The 15,587-nt window shown below is 37.7% G+C and carries 15 protein-coding genes; all 15 read left to right on the top strand.

Annotated elements, in window-relative coordinates:
* Window position 1 precedes the first annotated feature (1 nt).
* Window positions 2-1,168 carry a chorismate synthase gene (gene aroC / locus QM374_RS03785; protein WP_414310917.1) on the top strand — a complete coding sequence of 389 codons (1,167 nt, stop codon included), beginning with the start codon at window positions 2-4 and terminating at the stop codon, window positions 1,166-1,168.
* 9 nt (window positions 1,169-1,177) lie between these two features.
* The gene (locus tag QM374_RS03780; protein WP_414310916.1) at window positions 1,178-2,281 is read left to right on the top strand and encodes a prephenate dehydrogenase; all 1,104 of its coding nucleotides are present in this window, start codon (window positions 1,178-1,180) and stop codon (window positions 2,279-2,281) included.
* Between the two features lie 11 nt (window positions 2,282-2,292).
* On the top strand, window positions 2,293-2,631 hold the full coding sequence (locus QM374_RS03775) for a YlbF/YmcA family competence regulator (RefSeq protein ID WP_371559788.1): 339 nt from the start codon (window positions 2,293-2,295) through the stop codon (window positions 2,629-2,631).
* An 89-nt stretch (window positions 2,632-2,720) separates the two neighbouring features.
* On the top strand, window positions 2,721-4,004 hold the full coding sequence (gene aroA / locus QM374_RS03770) for a 3-phosphoshikimate 1-carboxyvinyltransferase (protein ID WP_414310915.1): 1,284 nt from the start codon (window positions 2,721-2,723) through the stop codon (window positions 4,002-4,004).
* A complete protein-coding gene (locus QM374_RS03765) occupies window positions 3,997-4,473 on the top strand; it encodes a shikimate kinase (protein WP_414310914.1) in 477 nt (158 codons plus the stop codon). The genes aroA and QM374_RS03765 overlap by 8 nt, the downstream gene beginning before the upstream one ends.
* Window positions 4,470-5,318 (top strand): prephenate dehydratase, encoded by an 849-nt coding sequence (gene pheA / locus QM374_RS03760; protein ID WP_414310913.1) that lies wholly within the window; start codon window positions 4,470-4,472, stop codon window positions 5,316-5,318. Before QM374_RS03765 ends, pheA begins: the two co-directional genes overlap by 4 nt.
* Entirely contained in the window at window positions 5,315-6,634 is a 1,320-nt protein-coding gene (locus tag QM374_RS03755) for an LCP family protein (protein ID WP_414310912.1), read from the top strand. The genes pheA and QM374_RS03755 overlap by 4 nt, the downstream gene beginning before the upstream one ends.
* 140 nt (window positions 6,635-6,774) lie before the next feature.
* The gene (locus QM374_RS03750) at window positions 6,775-7,611 is read left to right on the top strand and encodes a LicD family protein (protein WP_045763510.1); all 837 of its coding nucleotides are present in this window, start codon (window positions 6,775-6,777) and stop codon (window positions 7,609-7,611) included.
* Window positions 7,601-8,704, top strand: coding sequence for a glycosyltransferase (locus QM374_RS03745; RefSeq protein ID WP_414310911.1), 1,104 nt, complete (start codon window positions 7,601-7,603; stop codon window positions 8,702-8,704). The genes QM374_RS03750 and QM374_RS03745 overlap by 11 nt, the downstream gene beginning before the upstream one ends.
* Before the next feature lies 1 nt (window position 8,705).
* Window positions 8,706-9,692, top strand: a complete 987-nt coding sequence (locus QM374_RS03740) for a glycosyltransferase family 2 protein (RefSeq protein ID WP_414310910.1) — start codon at window positions 8,706-8,708, stop codon at window positions 9,690-9,692.
* A 15-nt stretch (window positions 9,693-9,707) separates the two neighbouring features.
* On the top strand, window positions 9,708-11,174 hold the full coding sequence (locus QM374_RS03735) for an O-antigen polysaccharide polymerase Wzy family protein (protein ID WP_414310909.1): 1,467 nt from the start codon (window positions 9,708-9,710) through the stop codon (window positions 11,172-11,174).
* A complete protein-coding gene (locus tag QM374_RS03730) occupies window positions 11,167-12,204 on the top strand; it encodes a prephenate dehydratase (RefSeq protein WP_371559776.1) in 1,038 nt (345 codons plus the stop codon). The genes QM374_RS03735 and QM374_RS03730 overlap by 8 nt, the downstream gene beginning before the upstream one ends.
* 233 nt (window positions 12,205-12,437) lie before the next feature.
* On the top strand, window positions 12,438-13,925 hold the full coding sequence (locus QM374_RS03725) for an oligosaccharide flippase family protein (RefSeq protein WP_045763506.1): 1,488 nt from the start codon (window positions 12,438-12,440) through the stop codon (window positions 13,923-13,925).
* A gap of 9 nt (window positions 13,926-13,934) precedes the next feature.
* Window positions 13,935-14,738 carry a LicD family protein gene (locus tag QM374_RS03720; protein WP_414310908.1) on the top strand — a complete coding sequence of 268 codons (804 nt, stop codon included), beginning with the start codon at window positions 13,935-13,937 and terminating at the stop codon, window positions 14,736-14,738.
* Complete coding sequence (locus tag QM374_RS03715) at window positions 14,739-15,545, top strand: LicD family protein (RefSeq protein ID WP_414310907.1); 807 nt, start codon at window positions 14,739-14,741, stop codon at window positions 15,543-15,545.
* Window positions 15,546-15,587: the final 42 nt, after the last annotated feature.

Here is a 15,587-nt window from a genome sequence, read left to right as displayed (position 1 = left end):
TATGAGATATTTAACAGCAGGGGAATCACATGGTCCTCGTCTGACAGCAATTATTGAAGGAATCCCAGCAGGTCTTCCTTTAACTGCAGAAGATATTAATGAGGATCTCAAACGTCGCCAAGGTGGTTACGGCCGTGGTGGTCGTATGAAGATTGAAAGTGACCAAGTTGTCTTTACTTCTGGTGTTCGCCACGGGAAGACGACAGGGGCTCCCATTACCATGGATGTCATTAACAAAGACCATCAAAAGTGGCTTGATATCATGTCTGCAGAGGATATTGAAGACAAACTTAAAAGTAAACGAAAAATCACGCATCCTCGCCCAGGTCACGCTGACTTGGTAGGAGGTATCAAATACCGCTTTGATGATTTGAGAAATTCCCTGGAACGTTCATCTGCCCGTGAAACGACTATGCGAGTTGCAGTTGGGGCTGTTGCCAAGCGTCTATTGGCTGAGCTTGATATAGAAATTGCCAACCATGTTGTTGTCTTTGGTGGCAAGGAAATCGATGTTCCAGAAAACTTGACAGTCGCAGAGATTAAGAAACTAGCTGCCCAGTCTGAAGTTTTTATCGTCAATCAAGAACGTGAGCAGGAAATCAAGGACTATATTGATCAGATCAAACGTGATGGAGATACCATCGGTGGTGTTGTCGAAACAGTTGTCGGTGGTGTTCCGGTTGGTCTTGGTTCCTACGTCCAATGGGATCGCAAACTAGATGCAAGACTAGCTCAAGCGGTTGTCTCCATCAATGCCTTTAAGGGTGTGGAGTTTGGACTTGGTTTTAAAGCAGGTTATCTCAAGGGTAGCCAAGTTATGGATGAAATCCTCTGGTCACCAGAAGATGGCTATACTCGTCGAACAAATAACCTTGGAGGTTTCGAAGGTGGTATGACCAATGGTCAACCGATTATTGTTCGTGGGGTCATGAAACCAATTCCGACTCTCTATAAGCCATTAATGAGTGTCGATATTGAAACCCATGAGCCTTATAAGGCAACGGTGGAGAGAAGTGATCCAACCGCTCTTCCAGCAGCAGGTGTTGTTATGGAAGCAGTTGTAGCAACAGTTTTGGCCCAGGAAATTCTAGAGAAATTCTCTTCTGATAATCTGGAGGAATTAAAAGAAGCTGTTGCTAAACATCGGGAGTATACAAAGAATTATTAAGGAGTTCTTATGGCGAAAACCATCTATATCGCAGGATTGGGTTTGATTGGTGCTTCCATGGCACTTGGAATCAAGCGGGATCATCCTGATTATGAAATTTTAGGATACAATCGCAGTCAGGCATCTAGAGATATTGCCTTGGAGCGAGGAATGATTGATCGTGCGACGGATGATTTTGCCAGTTTTGCTCCACTTGCAGACGTCATCATTCTTACCCTGCCAATTAAGCAAACCATTACTTTTTTACAAGATTTGGCAACTTTGGATTTGAAAGAAGGCGTCATTATTTCCGATGCTGGATCGACCAAGTCAGCTATCGTGGCTACAGCTGAGAACTGTTTTACAGATAAGCCTGTTCGCTTTGTAGGGGCTCATCCTATGGCAGGTAGTCATAAGACAGGAGCGGCTTCTGCCGATGTTAATCTTTTTGAAAATGCCTACTATATCTTCACACCTTCGAGCCTAACGACTCCAGACACGCTTGAAGAAATGAAGGACTTACTGTCAGGTCTTCACGCTCGTTTCATTGAAATCGATGCTGAAGAGCATGACCGAGTGACTTCTCAGATCAGTCATTTTCCGCATATCTTAGCATCAGGATTGATGGAACAAACTGCCAGTTATGCTGAAGAACATGAGATGGCACGACGTTTTGCGGCAGGTGGTTTCCGTGATATGACTCGGATTTCCGAAAGTGAGCCAGGCATGTGGACTTCTATCCTCTTATCCAATCGAGAGACCATTATTGAACGTATCGAAGATTTTAAGCGACGTTTAGACGAGGTTGGACAAGCTATTAGTAAGGGTGACGAAAACCAAATCTGGAACTTTTTCAATCAAGCGCGGGAGCAACGCCAAGCTATGGAAATCCATAAACGTGGAGGAGTAGATAGCTCATTTGACCTCTATGTAGACGTTCCCGATGAGGAAGATGTTATCTTGCGCATCTTGGAATTGCTAAGAGGAACTTCCTTGGTCAATATCCATATCAATGAGGAAAACCGTGAAGATATTCACGGGATTCTGCAAATTTCCTTTAAGAATGCTCAGGATTTAAAACGTGCTGAGCAAGTCATTACAGAAAATACGAATTACACAGTCGTTATTAAATAAGGAGGACAATTATGTCAAATATTTATGATAGTGCAAACGAACTAAGTCGCGGACTACGAGAGCTGCCAGAATATAAGGCAGTTAAAGAAGCTAGAGATGCTATCCAAGCAGATGCAGAAGCTAGTAAAATCTTTGCGGATTATATTGCTTTTCAGCATGAAATCCAAGTCATGGCCCAAACTGGTCAAATGCCAGACGCTTCTTTCCAAGAAAAAATGGAATCTTTTGGCAAGTTGATTCAGGGCAACTCTCTTTTATCAGCTTTCTTTGCCAAACAGCAACAACTTTCTATTTATCTATCTGATATTGAAAAAATTGTTTTTGAACCAATTTCAGAACTTTTAAAATAAGAATTTACCTCATAAAGTCAGGAATTTTTAAGAAATTTCTGACTTTTTATGATAAAATAAGAAAAAGTATTGTCAGTATGAGGTCTAGTATGAAGTTAAAAACAAACATTAACCATTTGAATGGTAGTATTCGAGTACCAGGGGATAAGTCTATCAGTCATCGCTCTATTATTTTTGGGAGCTTGGCTGAGGGTGAGACTAAAGTTTATGATATCTTGCGTGGTGAAGATGTCCTATCAACTATGCAAGTTTTTCGTGACCTAGGCGTTGAGATAGAGGACAAAGACGGCGTCGTTACCATTCAAGGTGTTGGGATGGATGGTTTGAAAGTCCCTAAGAACGCTCTCGATATGGGGAATTCTGGGACCTCAATTCGTTTAATTTCGGGCGTGCTTGCTGGTGTAGACTTTGAAGTAGAGATGTTTGGAGATGATAGTCTTTCCAAACGTCCTATGGACCGTGTGACCCTTCCTTTGAAAAAAATGGGAGTTAGCATTTCTGGTCAAACAGAGCGAGACTTGCCACCATTGCACTTAAAAGGTACAAAAAATTTAACACCTATTCATTATGAATTGCCCATTGCCTCTGCTCAAGTTAAATCAGCCTTGATTTTTGCAGCCTTGCAGGCTCAAGGCCAGTCTGTCATCATTGAGAAGGAGTGCACTCGTAACCATACAGAAGATATGTTGCGTCAATTTGGCGGAGACTTGAGTGTCGATGGTAAGAAAATCACTGTCCAGGGACCACAGAAACTAAATGGACAAACGGTTGTCGTACCTGGAGATATTTCTAGTGCAGCCTTTTGGTTGGTGGCAGGTTTGATTGTTCCTAATTCTCGTGTGGTACTTAAGAATGTAGGTATTAATGAAACTCGTACAGGGATTATTGATGTTATCCGTGCTATGGGTGGCAAATTAGAGATTACTGATATTGATCCAATTGCTAAGTCTGCAACCTTGACTGTTGAAACTTCAGATTTGAAGGGAACAGAGATTGGTGGAGCCTTGATTCCGCGCTTAATTGATGAATTACCAATTATCGCTCTCCTAGCTACCCAAGCTCAAGGGCAAACGGTCATCAAAGATGCAGAAGAACTCAAGGTTAAAGAAACTGACCGTATTCAAGTTGTCGCAGACGCTTTAAATAGCATGGGAGCAGCTATTACTCCTACAGCAGACGGCATGATTATCAAAGGGAAATCTGCTCTCCATGGAGCCAGGATCAATACCTTTGGTGACCACCGTATCGGCATGATGACAGCCATTGCAGCTCTTTTAGTGGCAGATGGAGAGGTCGAATTGGATCGTGCCGAAGCTATTAATACTAGTTACCCAAGCTTCTTTGATGATTTGGAGACTTTGATTCATGGCTAAGGTTTTACTTGGATTTATGGGTGCAGGAAAATCTACTATTGCTAGAGGATTAAATCCTGATTTCGTAGACATGGATGCCTTGTTGGAAGAACGACTAGGGATGTCGATTGCTCAATTCTTTGAAGAAAAAGGAGAAGCAGCCTTCCGTCAGGTGGAATCAGAAGTTTTAGCTGACCTACTAAAAACGGACCAAGTCGTGTCTACTGGTGGTGGAGTGGTCATTTCTCAGAAAAATCGTGACTTGCTCAAGCAAAATCCAGACAACATCTATCTTAAAGCAGATTTTGAGACCCTTTACCAGCGAATTTCAGCTGATAAAGACAATCAACGCCCGCTATTTCTAAACAATAGCAAGGAAGATTTAGCTGCGATTTTTGATGAAAGACAGGCTTGGTATGAAGAAGTAGCTAGCCAGATTGTAGACGTGTCAAGCTTAAGCCCAGAAGAAATTATAGAGGAATTGATATGAAAATTGCCTATCTAGGTCCCAAAGGATCTTTTTCGCACCATGTGGTGCAAACGGCTTTTCCTCATGAGGAACTGGAGCCATTTTCAAATATTACAGACGTTATCAAGGCCTATGAACAGGGACTGGTAGACTATTCAGTAGTGCCAGTTGAAAATTCCATTGAAGGTAGTGTTCATGAGACACTGGACTATCTTTTCCATCAAGCTCGCATTCAAGCTGTGGCAGAGATTGTTCAGCCAATCCACCAACAATTGATGGCAGTGCCAAGGCAATCTAAAATTGAGAAAATCTTTTCTCACCCACAAGCATTGGCACAAGGGAAGAAATTTATTGACGAGCATTATCCAGATGCGCAACTGGAAGTCACTGCCAGTACAGCCTACGCTGCGTGCTATGTTTCTGAGCATCCTGATCAACCATTTGCGGCGATTGCCCCAAGAAGTTCTGCAGAGGAATATGGTTTAAAGCTGATCGCTCAAGATATTCAAGAAATGGAAGCCAATTTTACTCGTTTTTGGGTTTTGGGACTTAAATTACCACAAATCCCCTTGAGTCCAAGTTCTGAAAAGATGAGTCTAGCTTTGACCTTGCCAGATAATCTTCCAGGTGCATTATACAAAGCACTTTCTACCTTTGCATGGCGCGGGATTGACTTGACTAAAATTGAGAGTCGTCCCCTAAAAACAGCCTTGGGCGAATACTTTTTTATCATTGATGTCGCTTATACTGATAAAGAACTGGTCCATTTTGCTCAAAAAGAACTAGAAACGATTGGAATCCAGTATAAAGTACTAGGTGCTTATCCTATCTATACCATACAGGATAAAGGAAAGGAGAAGGAATGACTAGAGAGAATCCTTTGACACACCACGAAAAACTGAGATATGACTATCTTTTGAAAAATATTCATTATTTGAATGAGAAAGAAAAGAGAGAATTTGACTTTTTACATGCTAAGTTAGAAGGTCAAAAAGGTTCAGCGGAAGTTTTCAATCCAGAAGCCAAGGAACAACTTCTTTCAGACTCTGGTATCGACCTGCCAACCTATGCTAATCGTAGTCGCTCTAACCGCCGTAGTGGTGGGGCTCAACAGGAAACGAAGGTTCCAAAAGCTAAGAAGCAAAAGAAAAAAAGAGGTTTTCGTTTTAAACGCTTATTTGCTTGGTTAGGGATGTTATTCCTTTGTGTAGCAGTTGGAATGATCGTCATGTTCTTAAAGGGATTCCAATCGGCGAATCCTAATAGCTCAAATGGGCCCAAAGATGCCAAAGCTGCTCAGGTTGAAGTTTTCAATGGACAAGATACGCGTGATGGGGTTAATATTCTTATTTTGGGTACGGATGGACGTATCGGACAGAATAGTGCAGAAACACGGACAGATTCCATTATGGTTCTGAATGTAAGTGGCAAAGATAAAAAATTGAAGCTCGTTAGCTTTATGCGTGATAACTTGGTCTATATTGATGGGTATAGCCAAGTCATCAATGGTCAAAAACAGACCGACCATAAATTAAACTTGGCCTATGAATTGGGAGAACAAGAAGGTAAACAAGGAGCCGAAATGGTCCGCAAGGTCCTCAAGGATAATTTTGATCTAGACATCAAATATTATGCCCTTGTCGATTTCCAAGCCTTTGCGACTGCCATTGATACGCTCTTCCCTGATGGTGTGACCATTGATGCTCAGTTTTCAACTCTCAATGGGGTTCCAGTTACAGAAGCGACTGTAGGCGATGACTTGCACGCAACGGAAACTGAGTCACCGACTCAAACCATTCGAGCTGGGAAACAACAGATGAATGGTTCGACTCTTCTCAACTATGCACGTTTCCGTGATGATGATGAAGGGGACTATGGTCGTACTCGTCGACAACAGCAGGTCATGACAGCTGTTTTACAGCAAATTAAAGATCCGACAAAACTTTTCACTGGTTCGGAAGCTCTTGGTAAAGTATTCGCCATGACCTCTACAAACCTTCCATATACTTTCTTATTGACCAATGGCTTATCAGTCCTTGAAGGAGGTCAGAATGGTATTGAAAGATTGACAGTTCCAGAACTTGGAGACTGGGTAGACGACTTTGACGTATACGGTGGTCAATCACTTCGAGTAGATCAAAAAGCTTACCAAAATAAACTGTCCCAGATGGGATTTAGATAAAATGTAAAATGAATCAGAGCTTAAGATACCTATGAAAATAGGTATCTCAGGCTTTGATTTTTCACATGGTCAGATGGATTTATAAACTATTTTTATGGTATAATAGAATGATGTATTCTATAGAAGAGGAAGAGAATAAGATGAGTGATTTAAAGGCAATTCAAGCTCGTAGCCTAGAGATGGCTGAATATTTTGTCGCCTTTTGTAAAGAACACGATTTACTCTGTTATTTGTGTGGTGGAGGAGCTATTGGTGCTCTACGAAATAAAGGTTTTATCCCTTGGGATGATGATTTAGACTTCTTTATGCCCCGCAAGGATTATGAAAAATTAGCAGAGTTATGGCCTCGTTATGCGGATGAGCGTTACTTCCTATCAAAAAGTGATAGAGACTTTGTTGATCGCAACCTCTTTATCACTATTCGAGACAAGGCAACAACTTGCATCAAGCCTTACCAACAAGATTTGGACCTCCCACATGGCTTGGCCTTGGATGTTCTTCCCTTGGACTACTACCCTAAAAATCCAGCTGAACGTAAGAAACAGGTACGTTGGGCTTTGATTTACTCTCTCTTTTGTGCCCAAACCATTCCAGAAAATCATGGAGCTCTCATGAAATGGGGAAGCACGATTTTATTAGGATTAACTCCTAAAGCCCTTCGTTATCGTATCTGGAAAAAGGCTGAGAAAGAAATGACCAAATATGGACCAGCTGAAAGTGATGGCATCACAGAATTATGCTCAGGTCCAGGCTACATGAAGAAGAAGTATCCAATTCAGGCCTTTGAAGATAGCATTTTCTTACCATTCGAAGGGACAGAAATGCCTATTCCAGTTGGTTATGATGCCTATCTAAGCACAGCTTTTGGTGATTACATGACACCACCACCAGCTGACAAGCAAGTGCCTCACCACGATGCCCTTATAGCAGATATGGATAAGAGTTACACTGAATATAAGGGAGAATATGGTGGATAAGAAGAAAATTTTATTTTTTATGTGGTCCTTCTCTCTAGGCGGAGGTGCAGAAAAAATCCTTTCTACGATTGTTTCAAACTTGGATCCGGAAAAGTATGATATTGATATCCTTGAAATGGAACATTTTGATAAAGGATACGAACCTGTGCCTGAAAATGTGAGAATTTTAAAAGCTTTTCAAGACTACCGTCAACCAAGATGGTTAAGAGCGCTTTTATGGAGATTGAGAATTTATTTCCCAAGACTCACCAGACGTTTACTAGTAAAAGATCAATATGATGTAGAGGTTTCCTTTACCATTATGAATCCTCCTCTTTTATTTTCTAAACGCAAGGAAGTGAAGAAGATTTCTTGGATTCATGGAAGTATTGAAGAATTTTTAACAGATAGTTCTAAGCGTGATTCTCATAGACGACAATTGGATGATGCTGATAGGATAGTAGGAATTTCAAAAAAAACCAGCAATTCTATCAAAGAAGTTTATCCAGATTACTCACAGAAATTAGTAACAGTCTATAATGGTTATGATTTTGAAAGCATTTTGGAAAAATCAAAAGAGAAGGTGGCTATCGAGATAGCTACTCAGAGCATCTGTACTATTGGACGTATTGAAGAGAATAAGGGTTCTGATCGAGTTGTGGAAGTATTGCGACTACTGCACCTGCAAGACAAGAAATATCACCTCTACTTTATAGGGGCTGGTGATATGGAAGAGGAGCTGAAAAAACGAGTCAAAGAGTATCAACTTGAGGATTACGTTCATTTCCTTGGGTATCAAAAAAATCCGTATCAGTATCTTTCTAAGATGAAAGTTCTTTTATCTATGTCCAAACAGGAAGGTTTTCCTGGAGTCTATGTTGAGGCCTTGAGTCTGGGAGTTCCCTTTGTATCTACTGAAGTTGGGGGAGCAGAAGAATTATCTCAGGAAGGACGATTTGGTAAAATCATTAAAAGCAATCAAGAAGCAGCTCAAGCAATTGATAACTACATGGCAGCTGCATCAAGCTTTAATGTCAATGAAGCCAGTCAATTTATTCAGCAATTTACGATTGCTAAACAAATTGAACAAGTAGAAAAACTAATAGAGGAGTAGCATGGAAACTGCATTAATTAGTGTCATCGTTCCAGTTTATAATGTAGCGCAATACCTTGAAAAATCCATAGCATCCATTCAGCAACAAACCTATCAAAATCTCGAAATCATTCTCGTTGATGATGGAGCAACAGACGAAAGTGGTCGCTTGTGTGAACAAATTGCTGAACAAGATGAACGAGTTTTGGTTTATCACAAGGAAAACGAAGGCTTGTCTCAAGCTCGAAATGATGGATTGAAGCAAGCACACGGAGACTATGTTATTTTTATAGATTCGGATGATTATATACATCCTGAAATGATTGCTAGCTTATATCAACAATTAGTCAAAGAAGATGCAGATGTTTCCAGCTGTGGTGTTATGAATGTCTATGCCAATAGTGAGAGTCCGCAGACTGAAAACCAGGATGATTATTTTATATGTGATACAGAAACATTCCTTAGAGAATATTTAATTGGTGAGAAAATACCTGGTACTATTTGTAACAAACTCATCAAAAAGGAGATTGCAGCACAGTTAACTTTTCCAAAAGGCTTGATTTATGAAGATGCCTATTATCATTTTGATCTCATTAAAGTAGCTAAAAAGTATGTTGTGAATACTAAACCATACTATTATTATTTCCACCGAGGAGATAGTATTACTACCAAACCATATGCGGAAAAAGACTTAGCTTACATTGATATTTATCAAAAATTTTATACTGAAGTCGTTAAGGAATATCCAAACTTAACAGAAGTAGCTTTCTTTAGACTGGCATATGCACATTTCTTTATCTTGGATAAAATGCTTCTAGATGAGAATTTCAAAGAGTTTAAAGACTATCCAAGGATTTATGGCTACTTGAAAAAACATGCCTTTGCTATTGTCAAAAATACCATTTTTAGAAAAGGAAGACGTATTAGTGCTTTAGCCTTATTTGTAAATGTAAGATTGTATAGAATATTATTGTTTAAAAATATTGAGCAATCGAAAAAAATTAATTAGAAAAGGAGGGCTGAGATGGTTGATGGCAAACGAATGTTGCTAACGGTTACGATTCTAAGCTATATCGTAACCATAATAAGCGGAATCACTTATTTGTTTACCAGTAACAACGTAGGACTTCTGACAACTTTGCTTTTACTCTTAATTAGCAGTCTGCTACTTTGCTGGAATAATATCAAATACTATTTGATTCACTTTATATTCTTTATCACAATTTTTATATTTTTGGTATCCAGACCCACCATCGATTATTTTAGAGATGGAGCGCTAGACACCTACCAACCAATTGCCTATCGATTTGCTTTCCTAGTTGTCATTGTTTCTATTTTAGGACTGACAATAGGTGGTTTTATAGCCAATTATTATCTTGCTCGAAAAAGCAAAGCTCCTATAAAAGTAGAAAAAACAGTGAATGTCAATTATATAAAAAAATTACGTTTTGTTTCATTGAGTGTATTTCTACTCACCTATCCATTTTATTTCCTTAGACTGTTTGAGCGCCTGCTATACCGTTTGCAAACTTCTTATTACAATTATTATGCAAATTTTGAAAGTCAATTGCCTTACTTTACCTATATCTTATCGACTTTCACGGTTTATGCCATGTGTGTTTACTTAGCAACCAAACCTAAAAAGTCACATGCGACAATGGTTTTAGTTGCCTATATCGCGGCTAACTTGATTCACTTAGTAATTGGTACCAGAAATCCCTTTATTCTGAGTTTGATTTTCGCCTTTGTTTACTACTTTATGCGTGAACAAACGGAGAAAGGGAAATGGATTGGTTTCAAAGAAAAATTAGCTATTTATCTTGGAACACCTGTTCTCATGCTTGCGATGGGAGCACTAAACTATGTTCGTGATAACGCCCAAGTATCTCATAGTGGAGTTTTTGATTTATTACTCGATTTCATTTATAAACAAGGAACTAGTTTTGGAGTTTTAGCGAGAGGATTCTTGTACAATAGTAGTCTTCCGTATAGAGACTTCCGAAATTTCACTTTTGGTCCGGTTGTTGACTATTTTGCGAGAGGTAGTATCGGAATCATATTTGGCGCCAAACCATTTGAACATACGACAAATAGTATTGAACTAGCGATCGATAGTAATAGTTATGCCCACAATTTATCTTATCTTGTTCTAAATAAAGAATATCTAAGAGGCCATGGTATTGGAAGTAGTTATATCATGGAATTGTATACTGATTATGGTATGTTGGGACTATTTCTACTAAGTATCTTACTTGGTATGCTCTTTATAGCCATGCTACAAGTAGCTTATCGCTCAAGAACAATCTTATTTGCATTATCTTTGCTAATCCTGAATAATTTATTCTTTATGCCTAGAAGTAGCTTCTCAGAAAGTTTCTTTAATCTTTTTACAATGCAATTCTGGGGAATTGTTCTTATTATCATTTTCGTGGCAAAAATGCTTACAAAAGAAAATCATCACTTAATCAAAAAAGGGGAAATACATGTTTGAACATTATTCTGTAGTTGATTTGTTCGCAAATCTTTATAAAAAACGTAAAGTGAATTTGCTAGCTTTACTAGCCTTATTTGCTCTCATAGCTGTACCATTTACTTTAAAAGCTGTTAAAAATAAAAATACAGTCAAAGATTCTACTAGTTATTCTACTTATATCACTTATAAGATAACTGCTCCAGAAACATCATCAAAAACAATTTTGAATCATCAAGTTGGTGGTTATAGTGACTTCTATGCAAAACTAATTGATGGTAATCTCAATGGTGCCTTTCTTTTCAATGATGTTGATTCTGATAAGATGAAGGAAATCGCAAAAGATTTAGATACCACAGAAACAGCATTGAAGAATTCTGCAAGTGACTATTGGACAAAAAAATTAACGATTAACCCATTGATTGATGATGCAGGTGTAACTGTTAAAATTTTAACTCCAAGTAAGGAAGTAAATGATTTCCTTGAAAGCAAGTTTGATTCATTGATTGACAAGTTCAAGTCTACCTATACAGACGTTAAGATTGAAAAACTTGAAACAGTTAACTCTAAAGAATTGACTCCGAATGGAGAAGTTGCTCTTGGCTTTAACTTGAAAAATCTTATTTTGCGCTTAGTGATTATTGGTATTCTCTGTGTCATCCTAGTGATCATGGCGAATGTTCTAGTTTACCTCTTCAACCCAACTATCAATCGTGCAGGCGATTTCTCTGCTTATCAAGTAGACTTCGTTTCAACTATTACAACTCTTGAAAATCTTTCTGAACTATTGAGTTACAAGTGTCAAGGTCAACCACTAGCAATCGTAAGTTCAGATAATCGTATTTTGAATAAATTACAAGTAGAATACAAATTGAATCTTGAGGGTGTTCAGTTTGTTAACTTGCAAAATGTCAAAGATCTTTTAGCATTTGAGAATGTACTTTTCGTAGAAGAATATGGTGTTACTCGCTATAAGAAATTTGAAGAAAGTATGCAAGAAGTGAGAAATCTAAACCGTTCAGTTTTAGGTGTGATTACTTTTGCACTCTAATGATATGATTTACATAAAGAATTAAAAATCATCCAAGACAAAGGAGGACTCGAATGGTCCTCCTTTGTCTTTGGGAAAAATTCAGATTTAAAAGAATACTGTAGAAAAGATTTCCTAGAGGATTTGGATAAGGTTTCGTCAGGGAGGATAAACGTGGCTTGAGGAACAGATTTCCCAGTCAAATAGGTTTTTTAACTAAGTTTATGATATAATAAATCAACGAGGTAAATTGAATGAAAAGTATAAAATTAAATGCCCTGGCTTATATGGGGATTCGTGTTTTAAATATTATTTTCCCAATTTTGACGGGTACCTATGTTGCGCGTGTTCTAGATCGAACAGACTATGGTTATTTCAACTCTGTTGATACCATTCTGTCTTTTTTCTTGCCCTTTGCAACCTATGGAGTCTATAATTACGGACTTCGAGCTATTAGTAATGTAAAAGATAATAAGAAGGAATTAAATAAAGTCTTTTCAAGTCTTTTTTATTTGTGTGTAGCTTGTACGATTATTACAAGTGCCGTCTATCTTTTATCGTATCCTTTGTTCTTTAATAGTAATCCTGTTATTAAGAAAATCTTCTTGGTAATGGGGGTTCAACTCATAGCTCAGATTTTCTCAATCGAATGGGTGAATGAAGCGCTTGAGAATTATAGCTTTTTATTTTATAAAACAGCATTTATTCGCATTCTCATGCTGGTATCCATCTTTTTATTTGTGAAAAATGAGCATGATATTGTTATCTATACACTGATTATGAGTCTTTCAACTCTCATCAATTATCTCATTAGTTATTTTTGGATTAAAAGAGATATTCAGTTTGTTAAGGTTACATTAGAAGAATTTAAACCTCTTTTCCTACCTTTGACAGCCATGCTGATCTTTGCCAATGCCAATATGCTATTTACCTTCCTGGATCGTCTCTTTTTGGTAAAAACTGGAGTTGATGTGAACGTCAGTTATTATACAATGGCACAACGAATTGTAACGGTCATCGCTGGTGTTGTTACGGGTGCGATTGGAGTCAGTGTTCCTCGCTTGAGCTACTATCTAGGTATTGGAAAAAAAGAAGAGTATGTAAATTTGGTGAATCGAGGAAGTCGCATTTTCAACTTCTTCATCATTCCACTTAGTTTTGGATTGATGATTTTAGGGCCAAATGCAATCCTTTTGTATGGTAGTGAGAAGTATATTGGTGGTGGCATCTTAACATCCCTCTTTGCTTTTCGTACCATTATTCTTGCCCTAGATACTATTCTAGGCTCTCAAATTCTCTTTACAAATGGATTTGAAAAAAGAATTACAGTCTATACCTTATTTGCTGGTGGACTGAACCTAGTTCTTGATAGTCTCCTCTACTTTAATAATATTATTACACCGGAGTACTATTTGATTACGACGATGTTATCGGAAAGTTTTCTCCTAGTACTCTACGTTATCTTTATTCATAAGACCAAGCTCATTAATCTAGGACATATCTTCAAATATACGGTGCGTTATTCTCTTTTCGCATTGACATTTGTTCCGATCTACTTTTTAGTTAATCTTGTTTATCCGGTCAAAATGGTGATCAACCTACCTTTCTTAATCAATATGTTGATTATCATGGTCTTATCAGCTCTTAGCTATATTGGTTTACTGGTTTGGACCAAAGATAGTATCTTTTATGAATTTTTAGGTCATGTCATCTCGCTCAAAAAACGTATTAAAAAATCTTAGGAGGAATAGATGAGAAGATTAAGTATCGAAGAGGCTAAACAAATTGAACTTGATATTTTAGCTTTTATTGACTCGTTTTGTAAAAAGCATGATATTGATTATTTTATCAATTATGGTACTTTGATAGGAGCTATTCGTCACAAGGGTTTTATCCCCTGGGATGATGATATAGACCTCTCTATGACCCGTGAAAACTACGAACGTTTTATCCAGTTATTTCATCAAGAACAATCGAAATATAAGATTTTAGCTTTGGAAACCGATGATCACTACTATAATAATTTTATAAAGGTTGTAGATACGACAACGAGAATAGTGGATACAAGAAATACAAAAACTTATGATTCTGGAATTTTCATTGATATTTTTCCAATGGATTCTTTCAACGATACTAAGGTTATCGATGTTTGCTATAAGTTGGAAAGCTTTAAGTTATTGTCCTTCAGTAAGCATAAGAATATTGTTTATGGAGATAGTAAGTTAAAAGACTTAATTCGTTCCTTCTTCTGGTTTATCTTTCGTCCGATTTCTCCCCGTTATTTTGCAAGTCAAATTGAACAGCAAATTCAAAAGTATAGGGTAGAAGATGGACAATATCTTGCTTTTATTCCTTCCAAGTTTAAGGAAAAAGAAGTCTTTGCCAAAGAAGTTTTTGAAGATTTAATTGAAGTTCCTTTTGAACATCTGATGCTTTCAGCACCGAAACAATACGATGCTATTTTGAAGCAGTATTATGGTGATTATATGACTCTCCCACCAAAAGAAAAACAGTTTTATAGTCACGAATTTGAAGCCTATAAATTGGAGGATTAAATGCAGTACTTAGAAAAAAATGAGATTAAAGAAATTCAACTAGGTATTTTGGACTATGTTGATGAAATTTGTAAGAAAAATGATATTCCTTATTTCCTCAGCTATGGAACCATGCTGGGAGCTGTTCGTCATAAGGGAATGATTCCCTGGGATGATGATATCGATATCTCACTGTATAGAAAAGACTATGAGCGTCTATTAAAAGCAATTGAGGAGGACCAACATCCTGTTTATCGTGTTCTTTCTTACGATACCTCTTCTTGGTATTTCCATAATTTTGCAGCTATTTTAGATACATCAACTGTAATTGAAGATAACGTAAAATATAAGCGCCATGATACTAGTTTGTTCATTGATGTCTTTCCGATTGATCAATTTTCAGATTTAAGTATTGTTGATAAGAGCTATAAATATGTTGCTTTGCGTCAGCTTGCCTATATCAAGAAAGAACGTGCGGTTCACGGAGATAGCAAATTAAAAGATTTCCTTCGCTTGTGTACTTGGTATCCTCTCAGACTGGTTAATCCGAGATATTTCTATAAGAAAATAGATGAGTTAGTGAAAAATAGTGTGACAGACAATCCTACTTATGAAGGAGCCATTGGAGTTGGAAAAGAAAAAATGAAAGAAGTCTTTCCAGCAGGAACCCTTAAAGAACTGATTTTAACAGAGTTTGAAGGTCGAATGGTACCTATTCCAAAGAATTACGATATCTTTTTAACCCAGATGTATGGGGATTACATGACTCCGCCATCAATAGAAATGCAGGAGTGGTATAGCCATAGTATAAAGGCTTATCGAAAGTAAGAGTTTAAACTTTTACAAATAGAAAAGTTAACAGAATATTCA

Source organism: Streptococcus infantis (genome assembly GCF_047465525.1).
Lineage (GTDB): Bacteria > Bacillota > Bacilli > Lactobacillales > Streptococcaceae > Streptococcus > Streptococcus infantis_R.
This window is presented reverse-complemented; position numbering and strand designations above follow the sequence as displayed.